Raw genomic sequence first — 17,483 nt, 5'->3', positions numbered from 1 at the left:
GCACCGGAGGCGCCAATGCACAGCGAAGCAGCGACCATCCTCGCCATCAACGGATCGGAACGGGCCGGCGGCAACACCGACCACGCCATCGCGCACGCGGGCCGGCTGATCGCCGAGCGCGGCGCGACCCTGCGCACGATCGTGCTCCGTGAGCACCGCATCTCGCCGTGCAGCCCCTGCGGCGACTGCAACAGCCGTACCCTGCCCTGCCGGGTGGACGACGACGTCCCCGCCCTGGTGCAGCAGATGGCCGCCGCCGACGGACTCATCTACGCGGCCCCGGTGCACGGCTTCGGCCTCGCCCACCTCATGCAGGTCTTCATCGAACGCGCGGGCGTCGGCTACCTGCGGTTCAACCGGCCGCTGGCCGACAAGGTCGGCGGCATCATCGTCACCGGACGTCGGTACAGCGACTCCTCCGTGCACAACCAGATCGTCAACAATCTGCTGCTCAACCGGATGATCCTGGTGGGCAGCGGATTCCCCGTCCTGTTGCGCAACACCACCGGCAGCCCCGGGCTGACCGACGCCGAGGGCGTCGACGCGCTGGAGCGGATGGTGCACCGGATGCTCGACATGGTGCAGCTGCTCAAGCGGCACCAGCGGGTCGACGGTGGCCCGGTCCTACCGCGCCGGGACCGCAACGAACGCGTCCCGCGGCCCCGCCGCGCCGAAACCGTCCAGAGCAGAGGAGATATCGAGAATGTCCACTGAGCAGGTCACCACCCCGGTCGGCATCGACTTCCCGGCCACCGAGTGGGAGAGGTGGGACAAGCCGGGCGCCGAGGGTCGGGTCAAGATGACGTACGTGGGCGGCCAGCGGCTGCGCCTGCTGGAGCTGCCACCCGGCTTCGACGAGCACCACTGGTGCCTGCGCGGACACACCGGCTACGTGCTCCAGGGCGAGTTCACCATCCACTTCCGGGACCGGTCGGTGCCGTGCCGCACCGGCATGGGGTTCGTCATCCCCGACGACGAGGAGCACCGGTCGCAGGGCAGCGACGCCGAGCCCACCGTCGTCTTCGTGATCGACCAGGTTCCGCAGCCGTGAGCGACCAGCGCAGCGTCGCCTCGCCGGCCGGGTCGACGCCGGCCGGCGACGCCGACGGGCCGGCCCGGATCGCCGAGCTTCGGGTCGCCATCGACGGGCTCGACCGGCAGATCATCGCCCTGCTCGCCGAGCGCACCCGGGTGGTGCGGGAGCTGACCGTGCACAAGACCGACGAGACGACCGTCCGCTCACCCGAGCGGGTGCGGCAGGTCCTCGACCGCGTACACGCCCTGGCGGTCGGGCACGGCATGCCACCCGAGGTGGCCGTCGGCACGTACCGCGCCCTCATCGAGGAGCTGACCCTGATGCAGCTCGACATGCTGGCGGCCCGCCGCGCCGCCGCCGCGGCGACGGAGACCAGATGAGCCACCGCTCGCCCGTCGACCTGCGGCACGCCCTGGCCAGCCTCGACCCGCTCCCCGGCGAGCTGGTGCGGGTCGCCACCGAGCTGCCCGCCCGCTACGGCGTGTCCGCCCACTACGCCCGCTGGGCGGGCGCGCCCGCCGCCCCGCCCACCGGTGCCGGCCCGGCCGTGCTCTTCGACCGGGTACGCCCCGACGACGGACCCACCCGCGCGGTGCTGATGGGCCTCTACGGCACCCGTCGACGAGCCGCCGGCCTGCTCGGCTGTACGCCCGCCGAGCTGCCGCACCGGCTGCTCGACGCGGTGGGCGCCCCCCGCCCGGCGGAGTCCGCCGCCGACGCGTCCCGCTGGCCGCGCGAGTCGCTGCCGCTGGATCTGACCGCGCTGCCGGTGCCGGTCCTCACCGACGAGGACGCCGGGCCCTACCTGACCCTCGGCGCGGTGCTCGCCACCGACCCGGACACGGGGGTCCGCAACCTGTCCGTGCACCGCATGTGTGTGCAGGGGCCCGACTCGCTGACCATCTGGATGGTGCCGGGGCGCGACCTGGAACTCGCGTACCAGGCCGCCCTGCGCCGGGGCCGTTCCCTGCCGGTGGCGATCCACCTCGGCCTCAGCCCGGCGGTGCTGCTCTCCTCCTGCTGCCCGACCTCGCTGGTCCCGCCCGACCTCGACGAGCTGGCGGTGGCCGGCGCGCTCGCCGGCCAGCCGGTGGAGCTGCTGCCCTGCGCCACGGTGGACGCCGAGTTCATCGCCCACGCCGAGTACGTCATCGAGGGTGAGCTGCTGGCCGACCACGCGCCGGAGAGCGCGTACGGCACGGTGGCCACGCCGGAGTTCCTCGGCTACCAGGGCCGCGCGCACCCCTCGCTGCCGCTGATCCGGGCCACGGCGATCACCGCTCGGGAGAGCCCGATCCTGCAGGCGGTCTCCGGGCCCGGGCACGAGCAGTCGATCCTGCTCGGCTTCGGGATGGAGGCCGCCGTGCTGGACGCGCTGCGGCGGCGGGGCACACCGGCGCTCGCGGCGCACTGCCACACCGCCGGCGGCGGTCAGCTCATGGTGGTGCTCCAGTGGCCGGCCAAGCGCGGGCCGGAGGACGACGTCGCGGTGCGCGCCGCCGCCGAGGCGGTGTTGGAGCAGTTCCGGATGGCCAAGCTGGTGCTGTGCGTGGGCGAGGACGTGGACATCGAGTCCGACCAGGACCTGTGGTGGGCGATGGTCACCCGGTTCCAGGCCGATCAGGACCTGGTCGTGCTGCCCGACCGGGAGGGCTTTCCCCTCGACCCGAGCCAGCACACCGGCTACTCGCCGTCGCTCTCGGCCGACGGGCGCACGGCCAAGGCCGTGTTCGACTGCACGGTCCCGTACGCCCAGCGCGCGCGGTTCCACCGGCCCCGCTTCACCGAGCCGTCGCGTCCCGCACCGCGGCGGCCAGCAGCGCCACTCCCTCGGTGATCCGAGCGGTGGGCAACGCCGCGTACCCGATCAGGAAGGTCGGCTCGGTCGGCGGTCGGGTGACGAAGTAGCCCGAGGCGGGGTAGACCCGTACGCCCCGGGCGGCGGCGGCGCGCACGATCTCGGCCTCGTCGACGTCGTGCGCCCCGCCCAGGGTCACGAGCACGTGCAGCCCGGCCGCCGTGCCGGAGATCCGTACTCCCGCGCCGAAATGTTCGTACAGCGCCTCCAGCAGCCGGGCCCGACGCTGGCGGTAGAGGCGGTCCATCCGGCCGATGTGCCGGGCGTACGCGCCGGAGGAGATGAACTCGGCCAACGCCTCCTGGGTCACCGTCGGGGTCAGCCGGTCGGTGATCCACTTGACGCCCAGGAACGACCGGACGAGGTGCGGCGGCAACACCGCGTATCCGATGCGCAGCGACGGGAAGAGGGTCTTGCTGAAGCTGCCGACGTAGACCACGTCCGCGTCCTGCGGGTCGGCGGCCAACGACGGGAGCCGCTCCTCGGCGAATGTGAACTCGTTGTGGTAGTCGTCCTCCAGCACCGTCGCCGCGTGGTCGCGGGCCCAGCGCAGCAACGCCCGCCGTCGCCGGTCGGACATGATGAACCCGGTCGGGAACTGGTGTGACGGGGTGACGTAGACGAGGCGTACCCGGGCCGGGTCGAGGCCGTGCGCCCGGACCCGGCAGTCGATCTCGTCGACCCGCAGGCCCTCCTCGTCGACCGGGACCGGCACCACGGCCGCCCGCGAGTAGCCGAAGATCTGCCGCAGCACGGTGTGGCTCGGATCCTCGATGACGACCACGTCGTCCGGGCCGACGAGCAGCCGGACCAGGATGTCCATGGCCTGGGTCGCGCCGCTGGTCACGACCGTGTCCTCGCGGCGGGCGTCCAGCGCTCGGCTGCGTCGCAGCAGCGCGGTGATCTGGGTACGCAACGACGGTGCACCCTCGGCCGGGCCGTAGCCCAACGCCACCGCGTCGGCCCGGCTCACCGCGTCGGCGAGCGACTGCCGCCACCGGGTCACCGGGAAGCTGGCCAGCGCCGGGGTGCCGTGCCGGAAGTCGTACGTGCCGTCCGGTCGGTGCATCGGCGCCGGTTCCCAGGGCTTCCAGAGGGGACTTCCGGCGTCGGTGGGCAGTGGGGGCTCGGGTCGCAGGTGCGCGCGGGCGGCGCGGGGGACCGGCGGTGGCGCGGCGGCCGGGGCGGCGCTGACCCGGGTGCCGGAACCCCGCCGGGACGTGAGCACCCCGTTGGCCCGCAGCAACTCGTAGGCACGGGTCACCACCGTCCGGGAGACCCCGAGCTGGTGTGCCAGTTCGCGGCTGGGCGGCACCGCGTCGCCGGGGCGCAGCCGGCCGGCGCGTACGGATGAGCTGATCTGGTCGCAGAGTTGCTGCTGCAACGGCACCGCGCTGGCGCGGTCCAGCGTGACGAGGAGCTGGTCCGAACTCACCTGGGCATGCTCCCCGATCGAGGTCAGGCTGCCCGGGAGGATCGCCTGCGGGCGGGACGGTCGGTCTGCACGAATGTCGACAGTCGGCCCTGCACCAGCCGACCGAGCACGTCCAGGAAGACCGCGCGCTCGCGCGACGGAACCGTGGCGAGGATGTCGGCCTGCAACTCCGCGACGATCTGCCGCGCCTCGGCGACCAGCCGCTCGCCGTCGGGCGTGACGGTGACGATGCGGGCGCGTCGGTCGGTCGTCGAGGTGCGACGCCCGACCAGGCCGGCACGTTCCAGCTCGTCGAGGGTGACGACCATCGTCGTCTTGTCGATGCCGCACATCTCGCCGAGCTGGCTCTGGGTGAACTCGCCGGTGAGACCGCGATCGAGCACGCAGTAGGCCCGCGTCGAGATGCTCAGGCCGGAGAGGGCGGCGGCGTGTTCCTGAGCCAGCGCGTGGGTGGCCCAGGACATCAGGAACATCAGGTCTGGTGTCGCGGCATCGGGCCCGGAGGTTCCGGTGGTCATGGCGGCAGCGTAGCAACTGGTTCGTGATTCGAACTATCTCGTAGCGGAGCATCGCAGCCGGGAAAGCAGTTAAGAACAAGATAGTAAAGAACGGAACCTTCTGATACGGTTCGATCTCGACAGCGCGTCCCCTCCACTGAGGAGCAATCCCTGATGTCTGCCGAAGCCTCTGTTCCCCGTGCCCGGGCCAGCGCCTCGCGGGTGCGAGACCGGGCCATCGCCGTCGCGGTCGCCGTGCTCGCCGCCGTGGCCGTGTGGTCGATCGCGACCCTCGCGGGCGCGCAGCTCACCGTCGACCAGGGCACCGGCCCGCGGGATGTCACGGTGCTCGCCGTCGTCCTGAACTCCGCGATCGCGGCGCTGCTCGGCTGGGGCCTGCTCGCGGTGCTCGAACGCTTCCGGGCGAGCGCCATCACGATCTGGACGGCGATCGCTCTCGCCGTCCTCGTGCTGTCGCTCGTGCCGGCCTCCCTGGTCGACGCCTCGGCCGGGACCCGGGTCGCCCTCGTCCTGATGCACCTGGTGGTGGGCGCGGTCGTGATCGTGGGCTTCCGCCGGGGCGCGCGGCGCGCCTGACGGTCGCTGCCCGTCGCCTCTCCTGCCCCCGTGGAGCAGGAGAGGCACCACCGTTTCAGGCGCGGGAACGGCGCAGCGCCAGACCGCCGAGGCCCAGGGCGGCCAACCCCACCACCAGGGCCACGTACGCCCCGCCCCGCCCGTTGCCGGTGCCGATCCCGCTGTCGGAGGTCGCCACCACCAGAGCGCCGAGGCCCACGGCGAGCAGTCCGGACGCCAGGGCCACGGTCGCGCCGAGCATCCCGCTGCCGGTGCCGACGCGACTGGTCGGCCGGGCCAGGGCCAGCGCGCCGACGATCACCCCCGCCAGGCCCAGCAGGCCGCCCACGCTCGCCCCGAGTCGACCGGCGCTCATGGTGGTGACGCTGGCCGCCAACGGCTGGTCCGGGGCGGCGAACCCCTCGAGCAGGGCGGACGTGGCAGCGGTGAACACCGACATGTGTTTCTCCTTCTCGTACGTCGTGGTGTGCCGTTCGATCGTGTCGCCGCGCCGGCCGCCGGTCGTCCGGCAACCGGAGGCTCTTCGTCCTGCCGCGGCGGGCGCAGGCGGCTGCCGCATACGACGCACCCGCCGGTCGACTACCACGGACGCGGTAGTCGACGGTCGTCCGCGCGCAGGAGTCGCCCGGCGCGCGCCCCGGGCTAGGGTGCGCGCATGAGCACAGGGCGTGCCGTTGTCCGGGACTGGGCCATCGCCGTCGGCGTGGCGGTGGTGCTGCTGGTCGCCGGGCGATCCATGGGCTCTTCCACGATGGACTCCGACCTGCTGGGCTATGCGCTGCTGGCCGCCGGTGGTCTGGTGTTGGCGGCGCGTCGCCGCGCTCCGGTCGCCGTCCTGGCCGTCACCGGGCTGTGCGCGGTGGGCTACCAGGCGGTCGGTTTCGACGTGCCGGCCGTCGCCTTCCTGTTCGCGGTGTACACCGGTGTGCGGGCGGGCCACCGCGTCGTCACGGTCGTCGCCGCCGTGCTGATGCTCGTCGCGTTGCCGCTCACCGCGCTCGCCCCACCCCAGGACCTGCCGCTGGGCGACGCGCTCGCGCGGGCCCGGGGCGCGCTGGAGGTGGCGTGGCTGATCGCCGCCGGCGCGGCGGGGGAGGCGTTGCGGCAGGCCGAGCGGCGGGCCGACGAGGCCGAGCGCACCCGGGAGGAGACCGCGCGCCGACGGGCCGACGAGGAGCGGCTGCACATCGCGCGGGAGCTGCACGACTCGCTGACCCACCAGATCTCGATCATCAAGGTGCAGGCGGAGGTGGCCGTCCACCTGGCCCGTCGGCGTGGCGAGGCGGTGCCGGAGGCGTTGCTGGCGATCCGGGAGGCCGGCCGGGAGGCCAGCCGCGAGCTGCGCGCGACCCTGGAGGCGCTGCGGGACGACAGCCGGAACCCGCCGCGTGGCATCGACCACCTGCCGGAGCTGGTGCAGCGGGCTCGGCTGGCCGGGCTGGACGCGACGTTGACGGTGCAGGGGCGGCGACAGGCCGTGCCGGTGGCCGTGGACCGGACCGCCTACCGCATCGTCCAGGAGTCCCTCACCAACGTCGCACGGCACGCCGCCGCGGCCACCGCGTCGGTCCACGTCGACTACCGTCCGGACGCCCTCGCGATCCGGGTCGACGACGACGGCGCCGCCACGCCGGCCGCCGCCCCGGCGCCGGGCGTCGGGCTGCTCGGGATGCGCGAACGGGTCACCGCCCTGGGCGGTCGCCTGCACGCGGCGCCCCGCGACGAGGGCGGCTTCACCGTCCACGCCGAACTTCCCGTCGGGCCGTCCGCGTGATCCGCGTCCTGCTGGTCGACGACCAGGCGCTGCTGCGCAGCGGCTTCCGCGCGCTCCTGGACATCGAGGACGACATCGAGGTGGTGGCCGAGGCGGCCGACGGCCTCCAGGGGGTGGCCCTCGCCCGACGTCACCTGCCGGACATCGCGCTCATCGACATCCAGATGCCGGTGCTGGACGGTATCGAGGCGACCCGGCTCATCGCCGCCGACCCGGCGCTGGCCGGCGTGCACGTCGTCATCCTGACCAACTACGGCCTCGACGAGCACGTCTTCCACGCGCTCCGCGCCGGCGCCGCCGGTTTCCTCGTCAAGGACATCGAGCCGGAAGACTTCCTGCACGCCGTACGCGTCGCCGCCCGGGGGGACGCGCTGCTCGCGCCGTCGATCACCCGCCGCCTCATCGACCGGTACGTCGCCGAACCACAGCACCTGCGGGTACCGACCGGGCTGCGGGAGCTGACCAGCCGGGAACGCGAGGCCGTCGTCCTGGTCGCCCAGGGCCTGTCGAACGACGAGGTCGCGGCACGAATGGTGATCAGCCCGCTGACCGCCAAGACCCACATCAACCGGGCCATGGCCAAGCTGCACGCCCGCGACCGCGCCCAACTCGTCGTCGTCGCGTACGAGTCCGGGCTGGTGGCCCCGCGTCAGCACTGAGGTCGGCAGGCCGCCGGACCAGGGACGGCGTGCGGGCTTGCCGCGCGGCGCCCCGGTCGACCCGTGCCATGATTGCGCCCATGGGCAAGCAGCAGCACGTCGGCGAGGCCGACCGGCACAGCGGGTCGGGAACCACGGCCGACCGTTCGACCGACGGCGGGGCGGACGCGCGACTCGCCCTCGCACAGGACCCGGCAACGCCACAGATGACCCTCATCGACCTGGCGTCGGACGCGTCGGTCACGGTGCGCAAGGCGGTCGCCGCGCGGCCGGACGCGCCCGCGCAGGCCCTGCGGACGTTGACCCGGGACCACGATCGTCAGGTCCGGGAGGCGGTGGCGCGCAATCCCGCCACGTCGATCGGCAACCTCCTGCGTCTCGTCAAGGACGCCGACCGGTGGGTCCGGTGGGCCGTCGCCGGCAATCCGGCCTGCGACGAGTCGGTCCGCCGGGTGATGGTCGCCACGCCCGACAAGGAGCTTCGGGGCCTGCTCGCCGAGACCCGCGATTTGGAGCCCCACCTCGCCGCCGAGCTGGTCGAGGACGCCTCACCCGAGGTACGCGAACGACTCGCCACCCACACCCACGACCCCGAGGTCGTCGTCGCCCTGTTGGCCGACCGCACCGTCCGCGTGCGCAAGGGGCTCGCCCGCAACCCGCAGACCACCGCCGCGCAGCGCAGCGCGCTGGCCAGGGACCCGGCAGTGGACGTGCGGGCGGCCCTGGTCCGCGCGTTGGAGTTGGGCGAGGCGGATCTGGCGGTTCTGGTCGACGACCGTGCGGTGCAGGTACGCCTCGCCATGGCCACGTCCGAGCTCATCCCGTCGCACGTGCGGCAGGCGCTCGAGAACGACCCCGACGAGATGGTGGCCGCCGCAGCGCGCGACCACCGCCCCGGTGCCGGCAGCTCGCCGGTGGTGCGGGCACCCCGGATCGGGTCCCGCCGCCCCGACGGCGGCTCCCGCCGGCAGGGACGCGCCGCCACCTGACGTCGGCGGGGTCCTACGGCGTCCGCGCGCTCGGCTCACCGGCGCGATGTTCCCACCCGCGACGGGGTCGGCGGGTGACCCCGGCGCCGGTCGACGACGCCGACTCGACCGGAAGGTCCCGGCCGGCGAGGCGGCGGAGCAGGTCGCGGATCTGGCGCTTGTCCGCGGCCGAGACGCTGTCGTCCAGCAACCGTCGGCGGATGGTGCCCATGTCCGTCTCGACCTCCGCGAGCGCCCGGGGCATCACGGCCGCGTTCGGCATCGCGAGCGGCCGGATCGCGGCGGCGATGGAGAGGTCGAGGGTGGCGCAGAGGCTCCGCACCTTCGCCAGCTCGGGGTAGCGCTGCCAGTCTCCGGCGAGCCAGCGGAACAGCGTCGAGCGGCTCACCCCGGTGTGGTGGGCGATGTCGCCGACGGTCCAGCCGTGTTCCTCGCGGGCGTCGTCGACGGCCTGGCGGACGAACTGCGCGAAGGCCATCTGAGGTGTCGTGGGGTAGGTGTCCATCCTCAGGTCCTGCCCTCCCATCCGGGTTGATCTGCCCTGCGGTGACGGCGGTACCACTGATCGTCTATCAGCTTCTGCGGCGGCGCAGCGGCGCTCGGGGCGGTGGCCTACTCCTTCGGGGTGGTACGGATACTCAAATGCCGGCCGTGGCGGCGGATCGGCGGCCGCGAACGCGGTCCGCCAGGGCGAACGGGTGGGCTGGTCCGGTTCGCCGTCCCCTTCGGCGTCGACTGTCCCGTTCACGGACTGTGATGGTCGCCGCAGCACTGCGACTACAACGCGTGACCTGAGTTACCGTTCGTCGAATCAGGTACCGTCCCCTGTCACACCGTCTTCTGTACCAAGCTGGCTGCCCGCACAACGGGGAGCCGAACCGGAGGGACACACTCGTGAGGGTCCGTAGCGCAGTCCGTCAGGCCGGCCTCGTCGTGGCGATCGCCGCTCTGGCGGTGACCGCGGGATGTGCCAAGAAGGACGACAGCGAGGTCCAGGCCAGCGGGGTCAAGCTGGTCCAGGGCGGCAAGCTGACCGTCTGCACCCACCTGCCGTACCCGCCGTTCCAGTCCAAGGACGCCAGCGGCAAGGTCACCGGGTTCGACGTCGACGTGATGGACCTCGTGGCCAAGGAGTTGGGCGTCGAGCAGACGATCATCGACACGCCCTTCGAGGGCATCAAGTCCGGCCAGGACCTGAACACCGGCAAGTGCGACGCGGCCGCCGCCGGCATGACCATCACCGCCGAGCGGCAGAAGGTGATGAACTTCTCCGACCCGTACTTCGACGCCACGCAGGCGATGCTCGTCAAGACCGGCAAGCCGTACAAGTCGCTCGACGACCTGCGGGGCAAGAAGCTCGGCGTGCAGGCGGCCACCACCGGCCGCGACTACGCCCGCAAGTTCGAGAAGGAGAAGGGCCTCCAGCTCGTCGAGTTCGAGGATCTCGCCGCCCTCCAGCAGGCCGTCGCGAACGGTCAGGTCGAGGCCGCCGTCAACGACCTGCCGGTGTGGACCGAGTACCTGCGCAAGAACCCGGGTGGGTTCGCGGTGACCGCCGAGTTCGACACGGGCGAGCAGTACGGGTTCTCGGTGAAGAAGGACGGCAACCCGGAACTGCTCAAGAAGATCAACGAGACGCTGGCCAAGGCCAAGCAGGACGGCTCGTACGACACGATCTACTCCAAGTGGATCGGCAAGAAGCCGAACGCCTGATCGACGCTCCAAAGGGGTAGGGCGCGCGGACCGCGTGCCCTACCCCGTCGGCACAATCCGGGAAGGCAACGAGCCAACGTGAAGCTGCGCCGCCGCCAGCGGGAACGACTGTCCCTCGGTATCCAGTACCTGGTCTTCGTCGCGATCATCGCCGCGGTGCTCCTCGCCGCGGACTGGGGCCGACTCGCCGACGCGTTCTTCCGCGTCGACATCATCGAGTCGATGTTCCCGACGATCATCACGGTGGCGCTGCGCAACACGATCCTCTACACGTTGGGCGCGTTCGCCTTCGGCCTCGTGTTCGGGACCGTCCTCGCGCTCATGCGGCTGTCCCGGGTGGCGCCGTACCGCTGGCTGGCGACCGCCTACATCGAGCTGTTCCGGGGGCTGCCGGCGCTGCTGGTGCTCTTCCTCGTCGGGTACGGCATCCCCATCGCCTTCCCGGAGCGGGAGATCCCCGGCGGCGTGTTCGGCTCGATCGCTATCGGTCTCGGGTTGACTGCCGCGGCGTACATGGCCGAGACCATCCGCGCCGGCATCCAGGCCGTGCCGAAGGGGCAGATGGAGGCCGCCCGTACCCTCGGCATGTCGCACTTCACCGCCATGCGCACGATCGTCATCCCGCAGGCGTTCCGGATCGTCATCCCGCCGCTGACGAACGAGCTCATCCTGCTCACCAAGGACTCGTCGTTGGCGTACGTGCTGGGCGTGACGGCACAGACCATCGAGGTCACCAAGTTCGGCCGGGACATGCTCAACGACCGGGTGAACGCCACCCCGCTGCTGGTGGCCGGCCTCGCCTACCTGGTCATCACCCTGCCGCTGTCCCAGGTGGTACGCCGCCTCGAACTCCGCTACGCCAAGGCCCGGTGACCCGCATGACGACCACCCCCTCCCGTCCCGCCGTCGAGATCCGTGACCTGCACAAGTCGTTCGGGTCGATCGAGGTGCTCAAGGGCATCGACTTCGAGGTCGGCCAGGGCGAGGTCGTCTGTGTGATCGGGCCGTCCGGGTCCGGCAAGTCGACCCTGCTGCGCTGTGTCGACCTGTTGGAGGAACCCACCGCCGGCACGATCTGGGTGAACGGCGTGGAGATGACCGACCCGGACGTCGAGATCGACGCGGTCCGCCGGGGCATCGGCATGGTGTTCCAGTCGTTCAACCTGTTCCCGCACCTGACCGTGCTCCGCAACCTCACCGTCGCGCAGCGCAAGGTGCTGCGCCGCTCCCGCGCCGAGGCCGAGCGGATCGCGCGGGCCAACCTGGAGCGGGTCGGCCTCACCGACAAGGCCGACGCGTTCCCCGCGCAGCTTTCCGGCGGGCAGCAGCAGCGGGTCGCGATCGCCCGGTCGCTCTCGATGGACCCGAAGCTGATGCTCTTCGACGAGCCGACCTCGGCGCTCGACCCGGAGTTGGTCGGTGACGTGCTCACCGTCATGCGGGGGCTCGCCGAGGACGGCATGACGATGATGGTGGTCACCCACGAGATGGCGTTCGCCCGGGACGTCGCCGACCGGGTCGTGTTCATGGACGGTGGCGTCGTCGTCGAGCAGGGGCCGCCGCAGGAGGTGCTGGGCGCGCCGAAGCACGAACGGACCCGCGCGTTCCTCGCCCGCGTCCTCGACCCGACCCACGCGCGGCTCGGCCAGCCCGAGCAGTCGCCCGCGCCGCCCCAGGCCCCCAGCCTGCCGGCCGACGACCGCCACGGTCTCTGACACCACCAGCTCCGGCCGATCGATGGCCGTTGTGATGTCGCGGTAATCTTCCTGCAATCAGACCTGTACTTTCGTCGATGGATTACATAAGTTGGGTTCATCCATCGAAAGTTCTGAGTCTTCCGAGCGAAGTCCGCGACGATCCTCACCCCAGTCGTGCTGCCGCCTTGTGCTCGGCGGTCGATGCACCCTGCGCTCGTCGCGTCTTCGCCCGGTCGGGAACGGAGACCCATGGACGATCACGCCGTTGGCTCCCATCGCCACCTGTCCCGCCGATCACTGATCGCCACCGGGGCGCTCGCAGCCGGAGCGTTGGGCGCGTCCGCCCCCACGCTCGGGAGCGCCTTCGGGGGCAGCCCCGCGCAGGCCGCCGCCGGAGTGACCAGGAAGGTCACCATCTACGCCGAGCAGTTGCCCGGCGGGCTGTACGGCTACGGCCTCGCACCGGGCCAGGCCACCGTGCCCGGGCCGGTGCTGGAGATCTACGAGGGCGACACCCTGGAGATCACCCTGGTCAACACCACCGACCAGCGGCTGTCCATCCACCCGCACGGCGTGGACTACAGCACCGAATCGGACGGTAGTCCGTTCAACGACTCCTTCAACGACCCCGGCGAGACACGGACGTACGTGTGGCGCTCACACGAGATGGTCGCCGCGTCGGGCCGCCGGTACATGCCCGGCAGCGCCGGCTACTGGCACTACCACGACCACGCCATGGGCACCGACCACGGCACGGCCGGCGTCGCGAAGGGACTGTACGGCGCGCTGATCGTCCGGCGGCGGGGCGACATCCTGCCGGAGAAGCAGTTCACGGTCGTGTTCCACGACATGACGATCAACAACCGGATGGCCCCGAACACACCCATGTTCGAGGCGAACCTGGGCCAGCGGGTGGAGTGGCTCGCCATCGGGCACGGCAACCTGTTCCACACCTTCCACCTGCACGCCCACCGCTGGGCGGACAACCGCACCGGGATGCTCGAAGGGCCGGCCGACCCGAGCCTGGTCGTCGACAACAAGGACCTCAACCCGGGCAGCTCGTTCGGGTTCCAGGTGCTGGCCGGGGAGGGCGTCGGGCCCGGCGCGTGGATGTACCACTGCCACGTGCAGAACCACTCCGACGGCGGCATGGCCGGGATCTTCCTGGTGCGCAACGCCGACGGCAGCATGCCCCCCGGCGCCGAGGAGGCGATCCACCGGTTCCAGGGCCACACCCACACGCACGGAAGCTGACCGAAAGGTGGGGACGGGGATGACCAGAGACCTACGACGAACCCTCGCCGCGATAGCGGCCTTCGCCACGCTGATCCCGGCCACGACCACGGCATCGGCGGCGGCAGCCGCGCCGCGAGCGGCGACCGCGGCGCCAGCGCCGACGCAGCAGAGCGGGACGGCGGTGCTCGTGTTCCACGGGCCGGTGGCCGAGCAGCAGGACCCGGTGGCGCGCGCGGTGGACACCATCCGACAACTTGCGGCCAGTCATGACATCGATGTCATGGCCACCACGGACCCGGGTGTGTTCACTGCGACCAAGCTGTCCGCGTACCGCAGCGTGGTGTTTCTCTCGGCGACGGGCGCCGCGCTCAACCGCGACCAGGAGTCGGCGCTCCAGGCCTACATGAAGGCCGGCGGCGGCTTCGTCGGCATCGCCGACGCCGCCCGCGCGCAGGTCGACTCGACCTGGTTCACCGGCCTGATCGGCGCCCGCCCGGCCGGCGCGATCCCGGTGGCCGAGCCGGTGGCCCGGGTGACCGCCAGCGGCGAGAACCCGCCCACCGAGACCAAGGAGAAGCTGACCGACGGCGACGCCAATACGAAGTGGCTGGTCCGCACGCCCACGGCCTGGGTGACCTACGAGCTGGCCGCGCCGAAGAGGATCACCGGGTACGCGCTGACGTCGGCCAACGACTTCGTCGGGCGGGACCCGAAGGACTGGACCCTGCAGGGCTCCACGGACGGCCAGAGCTGGACCGATCTGGACCAGCGCACCAACCAGACGTTCGCCGAACGGTTCCAGACCCGGCGGTTCGACATCGCCTCGCCGCAGGAGTTCAGCCGCTATCGGCTGAACATCACCGCCAACAGCGGTGAGCCGCTGATCCAGCTCGCCGACCTGCGCCTGTTCACCGGCACGGCCACCGCGCCGCCGCCGACCCCGGTGAACCGGGCGGTGGTCGACATCCTGGACCGCAAGCACCCGGCCACCGCGTCGCTGCCGCTGACCCTCACCCGGTCGGACCGCTGGGACAACTGGGAGACGAACCCGATCGGCGCGGTGCACACCCTCGCCCAGGTCGAGGAACGGCACTACGACCCGGGTCCGGGCGCGAACGGCCCGTTCCACCCGGTGTCCTGGTGCCGGGACTACGACGGCGGGCGGTCGTTCTACACCGGCATGGGCCACACCGAGGGCAGCTACGGCGAGGAGGCGTTCCGCGCGCACCTGACCGGGGCGCTGAACTGGACCACCGGCCGCGTACGCGGTGACTGCCAGGCGACGATCGCCGCGAACTACAAGGTCGAGCGGCTGACCGCCGCGAACCAGACCGGGCAGCTCGACCAGATCGGCGAGCCGCACGGGCTCACCATCGCCCCCGACGGCACCGTCTTCTACGTCGGCAAGGCGGCCTGCCCGAGCGGCCCGATCGCGGACTGGAACGATGAGAAGGTCGGCCTGGGCTGCGGCACCATCCACTCCTTCGACCCGCGCAGCAAGCAGGTCAAACTGCTCACCACCCTGAAGGTGATGGGCAACCGGGGCAGCGGCTCGGAGCTGGTGAAGAACGAGGAGGGCCTGCTCGGCATCGTGCCCGACCCGAAGTTCGCCGAGAACGGCTGGCTCTACGTCTACTGGATGCCGCACGAGTCGATCGACCGGGTCAAGCGGGTCGGGCAGCGCACCGTCTCCCGCTTCACGTACGACCGGGCGACCCAGACGATCGACCAGGGCACCCGCAAGGACCTGTTGCAGTTCCCGGTGCAGATCCACAGCTGCTGCCACGCGGGAGGTGGCATGGCGTTCGACGCCAAGGGCAACCTCTACGTCGGCTCCGGCGACAACAACTCCTCCGAGGGGTCGCAGGGCTACTCCGGCAACAACTGGACCGAGGAGTACCAGGGGATCTCGTTCCAGGACGCCCGCCGCACGTCGGGCAACACCAACGACCTCGCCGGGAAGATCATCCGGATCCATCCGGAGGCGGACGGCACGTACACCATCCCGCCGGGCAACCTCTTTCCGCCGGGCACCGAGAAGACCCGGCCGGAGATCTACGTGATGGGCGTGCGCAACATCGCCCGCCTCCAGATCGACCCGGTACACCAGTGGCTGACCGCCGGCTGGGTCGGCCCGGACGCCTCGTCGCCCAGCCCGACCCTCGGTCCGGCGAAGTACGAGACGGCCACCATCATCACCTCGGCCGGCAACCAGGGCTGGCCGTACTGCATGGGTAACCGGCAGCCGTACCGGGACCGCAGCAACACCGACGCCAGCGTGCTCACCGGCTGGTACGACTGCGACAACCTGAAGAACACCTCGCCGCGCAACACCGGACTGGAGGACATCCCGGCGGCCCGGGACAACATGATCTGGTACTCGCCGGACGGCGGCGGCCCGGTCTTCCCGAAGCGGACCGACGGCAGCGGCCTCCCGACCTACGTCGCGGCCGACGCCACCTACACGCAGCCGTACCTGCGCGGCGGCGGACAGGCCATCATGTCCGGCCCCACCTACCACCGCAGCCTCGTCGACACCGGCAGCGGCGTCGCGTGGCCGGAACACTGGGACGGCAAGTGGTTGATCGGCGACCAGTCGAACCCGGTCAACCGGGTCGCGGTCACCGTCGACGAGGCCGGCGTGCCGCAGGCCGCCCCGCCGGTGTACGCCGAGTCGCTGCGGGCCATCATTCCCAGCGGCAACGGCGACAACCGGTTGCAGAGCTGGATGGACGCCAAGTTCGGCCCGGACGGCGCGCTCTACCTGCTCGACTACGGAGGCGGGTTCTTCAGCCTGCACCCCAACCAGAAGCTGATCCGGGTCACCTACACCGGTGGCGCGCCGACCCCGGCACCCGCAGCGACCTCGGTGGCCGTGCAGAACAAGCCGTTGACGATCGCCTTCACCGGCTCGAAGTCCGGCGGCGTGAGCCACCGGTGGGAGTTCGGCGACGGCGGCACGTCGACCGAGGCGGACCCCCGACACACGTACGCCAAGGTGGGCACCTACACCGCGAAGCTCACCGTCACGTACGCCGACGGCGAGACGGCGACCGTGCGGACCACCGTCACGGTCGGATGCGCGGTGCCCGACGCCCGGGCCACGGTCTGGTTCGGCGACACCGACACCGGCGTGCCCAGTCGGACGGTCGGGCAGGGCTGCACGATCAACGACCTCATCGACGACGAGAGCACCTGGCCCGACCACAACGCCTTCGTCCGGCACGTCAGCGCGGTGACCCGCGCGTTGCAGGACGACGGTCTGCTCAACACCCGTGAGGCGGGCACGCTCACCCGCCTGGCCGCCGCCTCCGACATCGGCCGGGACGGTCGCACCGGGTACGAGCCGCTCTACGACGGTACCGCCGAGTCGCTACGCGGTTGGGAGCAGGCCCCGACGGGCTCGTTCAGCATCCAGCCCGACGGGGCGCTGCGCTCCAGCGGCGGCCTCGGCATGCTCTGGCACACCAGGGAGTTGGGCGACTTCTCGCTGAAGGTGCAGTTCAAGGACATCGCGCCGGGCACCAACCGGGCCAACACCGGTGTCTTCATCCGCTTCCCGGACCTGCGGGTGCCGCTGGAGCAGCGGCCACCGGGCAGCTGCGGCACCATCGGGTCGGCCCGGACCTCGACCGCCTGGATGGCGATCTACTGCGGACACGAGATCCAGATCTACGACGGCGAGAGCGGCGAGCCGCAGAAGACCGGCTCGGTCTACAACTTCGACCCGGTGCCGCTCGCCCAGGCCGGCGTCACCCCGAAGAACGTGTGGAACGACTACGAGATCCGCGTGGTCGGGCAGCACTACACGATGATCCGCAACGGCGTGGTGATCAACGAGTTCGACAACACGCCGGGCAAGCAGTCATCCCGGGCCGGCGACCCGCCGACCGACCTGCGGCAGTTCCTGCGCGGCTTCATCGGCCTGCAGAACCACGGTGACAACGACCTGACCGAGTTCCGCAACATCCGCGTGCGCGAGCTCTAGGAGA

The 17,483-nt window shown here is 71.6% G+C and carries 16 protein-coding genes and 1 pseudogene; 13 read left to right on the top strand and 4 right to left on the bottom strand.

Annotated features, from left to right (window positions below):
• The first annotated feature begins 15 nt into the window (after window positions 1-15).
• Genes ACIA3K_RS07515 through ACIA3K_RS07500 form a run of 4 tightly spaced genes read left to right on the top strand, consistent with a single transcriptional unit; the run spans window position 16 to window position 2,873 of the window.
• The gene (locus ACIA3K_RS07515; protein ID WP_396799703.1) at window positions 16-714 is read left to right on the top strand and encodes a flavodoxin family protein; all 699 of its coding nucleotides are present in this window, start codon (window positions 16-18) and stop codon (window positions 712-714) included.
• Window positions 704-1,051, top strand: coding sequence for a cupin domain-containing protein (locus tag ACIA3K_RS07510; RefSeq protein WP_396799702.1), 348 nt, complete (start codon window positions 704-706; stop codon window positions 1,049-1,051). Before ACIA3K_RS07515 ends, ACIA3K_RS07510 begins: the two co-directional genes overlap by 11 nt.
• Window positions 1,048-1,416 carry a chorismate mutase gene (locus ACIA3K_RS07505; RefSeq protein ID WP_396799701.1) on the top strand — a complete coding sequence of 123 codons (369 nt, stop codon included), beginning with the start codon at window positions 1,048-1,050 and terminating at the stop codon, window positions 1,414-1,416. Before ACIA3K_RS07510 ends, ACIA3K_RS07505 begins: the two co-directional genes overlap by 4 nt.
• Window positions 1,413-2,873, top strand: coding sequence for a UbiD family decarboxylase (locus ACIA3K_RS07500; protein ID WP_396799700.1), 1,461 nt, complete (start codon window positions 1,413-1,415; stop codon window positions 2,871-2,873). Before ACIA3K_RS07505 ends, ACIA3K_RS07500 begins: the two co-directional genes overlap by 4 nt.
• On the opposite strand, the gene ACIA3K_RS07495 is transcribed toward ACIA3K_RS07500, so the two are convergent.
• Both ACIA3K_RS07495 and ACIA3K_RS07490 read right to left on the bottom strand, forming a co-directional pair.
• Window positions 2,818-4,329, bottom strand: coding sequence for a PLP-dependent aminotransferase family protein (locus tag ACIA3K_RS07495; RefSeq protein WP_396799699.1), 1,512 nt, complete (start codon window positions 4,327-4,329; stop codon window positions 2,818-2,820). The two genes, ACIA3K_RS07500 and ACIA3K_RS07495, sit on opposite strands and share 56 nt — an antisense overlap.
• A gap of 23 nt (window positions 4,330-4,352) precedes the next feature.
• Window positions 4,353-4,847, bottom strand: a complete 495-nt coding sequence (locus ACIA3K_RS07490; protein ID WP_396799698.1) for a MarR family winged helix-turn-helix transcriptional regulator — start codon at window positions 4,845-4,847, stop codon at window positions 4,353-4,355.
• 153 nt (window positions 4,848-5,000) lie between these two features.
• On the opposite strand from ACIA3K_RS07490, the gene ACIA3K_RS07485 reads away from it, so the two are divergent.
• Window positions 5,001-5,423: a DUF6069 family protein gene (locus ACIA3K_RS07485; protein ID WP_396799697.1), complete on the top strand. Its 423-nt coding sequence runs from the start codon at window positions 5,001-5,003 to the stop codon at window positions 5,421-5,423.
• Between the two features lie 55 nt (window positions 5,424-5,478).
• On the opposite strand, the gene ACIA3K_RS07480 is transcribed toward ACIA3K_RS07485, so the two are convergent.
• Entirely contained in the window at window positions 5,479-5,862 is a 384-nt protein-coding gene (locus ACIA3K_RS07480; RefSeq protein WP_396799696.1) for a DUF6223 family protein, read from the bottom strand.
• Window positions 5,863-6,078: 216 nt separating this feature from the next.
• Between ACIA3K_RS07480 and ACIA3K_RS07475 the strand changes: the two genes are divergently transcribed.
• From ACIA3K_RS07475 to ACIA3K_RS07465, 3 genes are all read left to right on the top strand, one after another.
• A complete protein-coding gene (locus ACIA3K_RS07475) occupies window positions 6,079-7,197 on the top strand; it encodes a sensor histidine kinase (RefSeq protein WP_396799695.1) in 1,119 nt (372 codons plus the stop codon).
• The gene (locus ACIA3K_RS07470) at window positions 7,194-7,856 is read left to right on the top strand and encodes a response regulator (RefSeq protein ID WP_396799694.1); all 663 of its coding nucleotides are present in this window, start codon (window positions 7,194-7,196) and stop codon (window positions 7,854-7,856) included. Before ACIA3K_RS07475 ends, ACIA3K_RS07470 begins: the two co-directional genes overlap by 4 nt.
• 80 nt (window positions 7,857-7,936) lie before the next feature.
• On the top strand, window positions 7,937-8,845 hold the full coding sequence (locus ACIA3K_RS07465) for a hypothetical protein (RefSeq protein ID WP_396799693.1): 909 nt from the start codon (window positions 7,937-7,939) through the stop codon (window positions 8,843-8,845).
• Between the two features lie 112 nt (window positions 8,846-8,957).
• Here the strand turns inward: ACIA3K_RS07465 and ACIA3K_RS07460 are convergent.
• A pseudogene (locus ACIA3K_RS07460) lies at window positions 8,958-9,350 on the bottom strand (multiprotein-bridging factor 1 family protein); the annotation flags it as partial.
• 389 nt (window positions 9,351-9,739) lie between these two features.
• Here ACIA3K_RS07460 and ACIA3K_RS07455 point away from each other — a divergent pair.
• The 5 genes from ACIA3K_RS07455 (at window position 9,740) to ACIA3K_RS07435 (ending at window position 17,479) form a co-directional block, all read left to right on the top strand.
• Window positions 9,740-10,558: a basic amino acid ABC transporter substrate-binding protein gene (locus ACIA3K_RS07455; RefSeq protein ID WP_396799692.1), complete on the top strand. Its 819-nt coding sequence runs from the start codon at window positions 9,740-9,742 to the stop codon at window positions 10,556-10,558.
• A 78-nt stretch (window positions 10,559-10,636) separates the two neighbouring features.
• On the top strand, window positions 10,637-11,431 hold the full coding sequence (locus tag ACIA3K_RS07450; protein WP_396799691.1) for an amino acid ABC transporter permease: 795 nt from the start codon (window positions 10,637-10,639) through the stop codon (window positions 11,429-11,431).
• Window positions 11,432-11,436: 5 nt separating this feature from the next.
• Window positions 11,437-12,273: an amino acid ABC transporter ATP-binding protein gene (locus ACIA3K_RS07445; RefSeq protein ID WP_396799690.1), complete on the top strand. Its 837-nt coding sequence runs from the start codon at window positions 11,437-11,439 to the stop codon at window positions 12,271-12,273.
• Window positions 12,274-12,504: 231 nt separating this feature from the next.
• Window positions 12,505-13,509, top strand: a complete 1,005-nt coding sequence (locus tag ACIA3K_RS07440) for a multicopper oxidase domain-containing protein (RefSeq protein WP_396799689.1) — start codon at window positions 12,505-12,507, stop codon at window positions 13,507-13,509.
• A 19-nt stretch (window positions 13,510-13,528) separates the two neighbouring features.
• Entirely contained in the window at window positions 13,529-17,479 is a 3,951-nt protein-coding gene (locus ACIA3K_RS07435; RefSeq protein WP_396799688.1) for a ThuA domain-containing protein, read from the top strand.
• The last annotated feature ends 4 nt before the right edge of the window (window positions 17,480-17,483 follow it).

The organism is Micromonospora sp. NPDC051543 (assembly GCF_044454415.1).
Lineage (GTDB): Bacteria > Actinomycetota > Actinomycetes > Mycobacteriales > Micromonosporaceae > Micromonospora.
The sequence above is the reverse complement of the archived record's forward strand: the minus strand, read 5'-3'. Positions and strand labels throughout refer to the sequence as shown.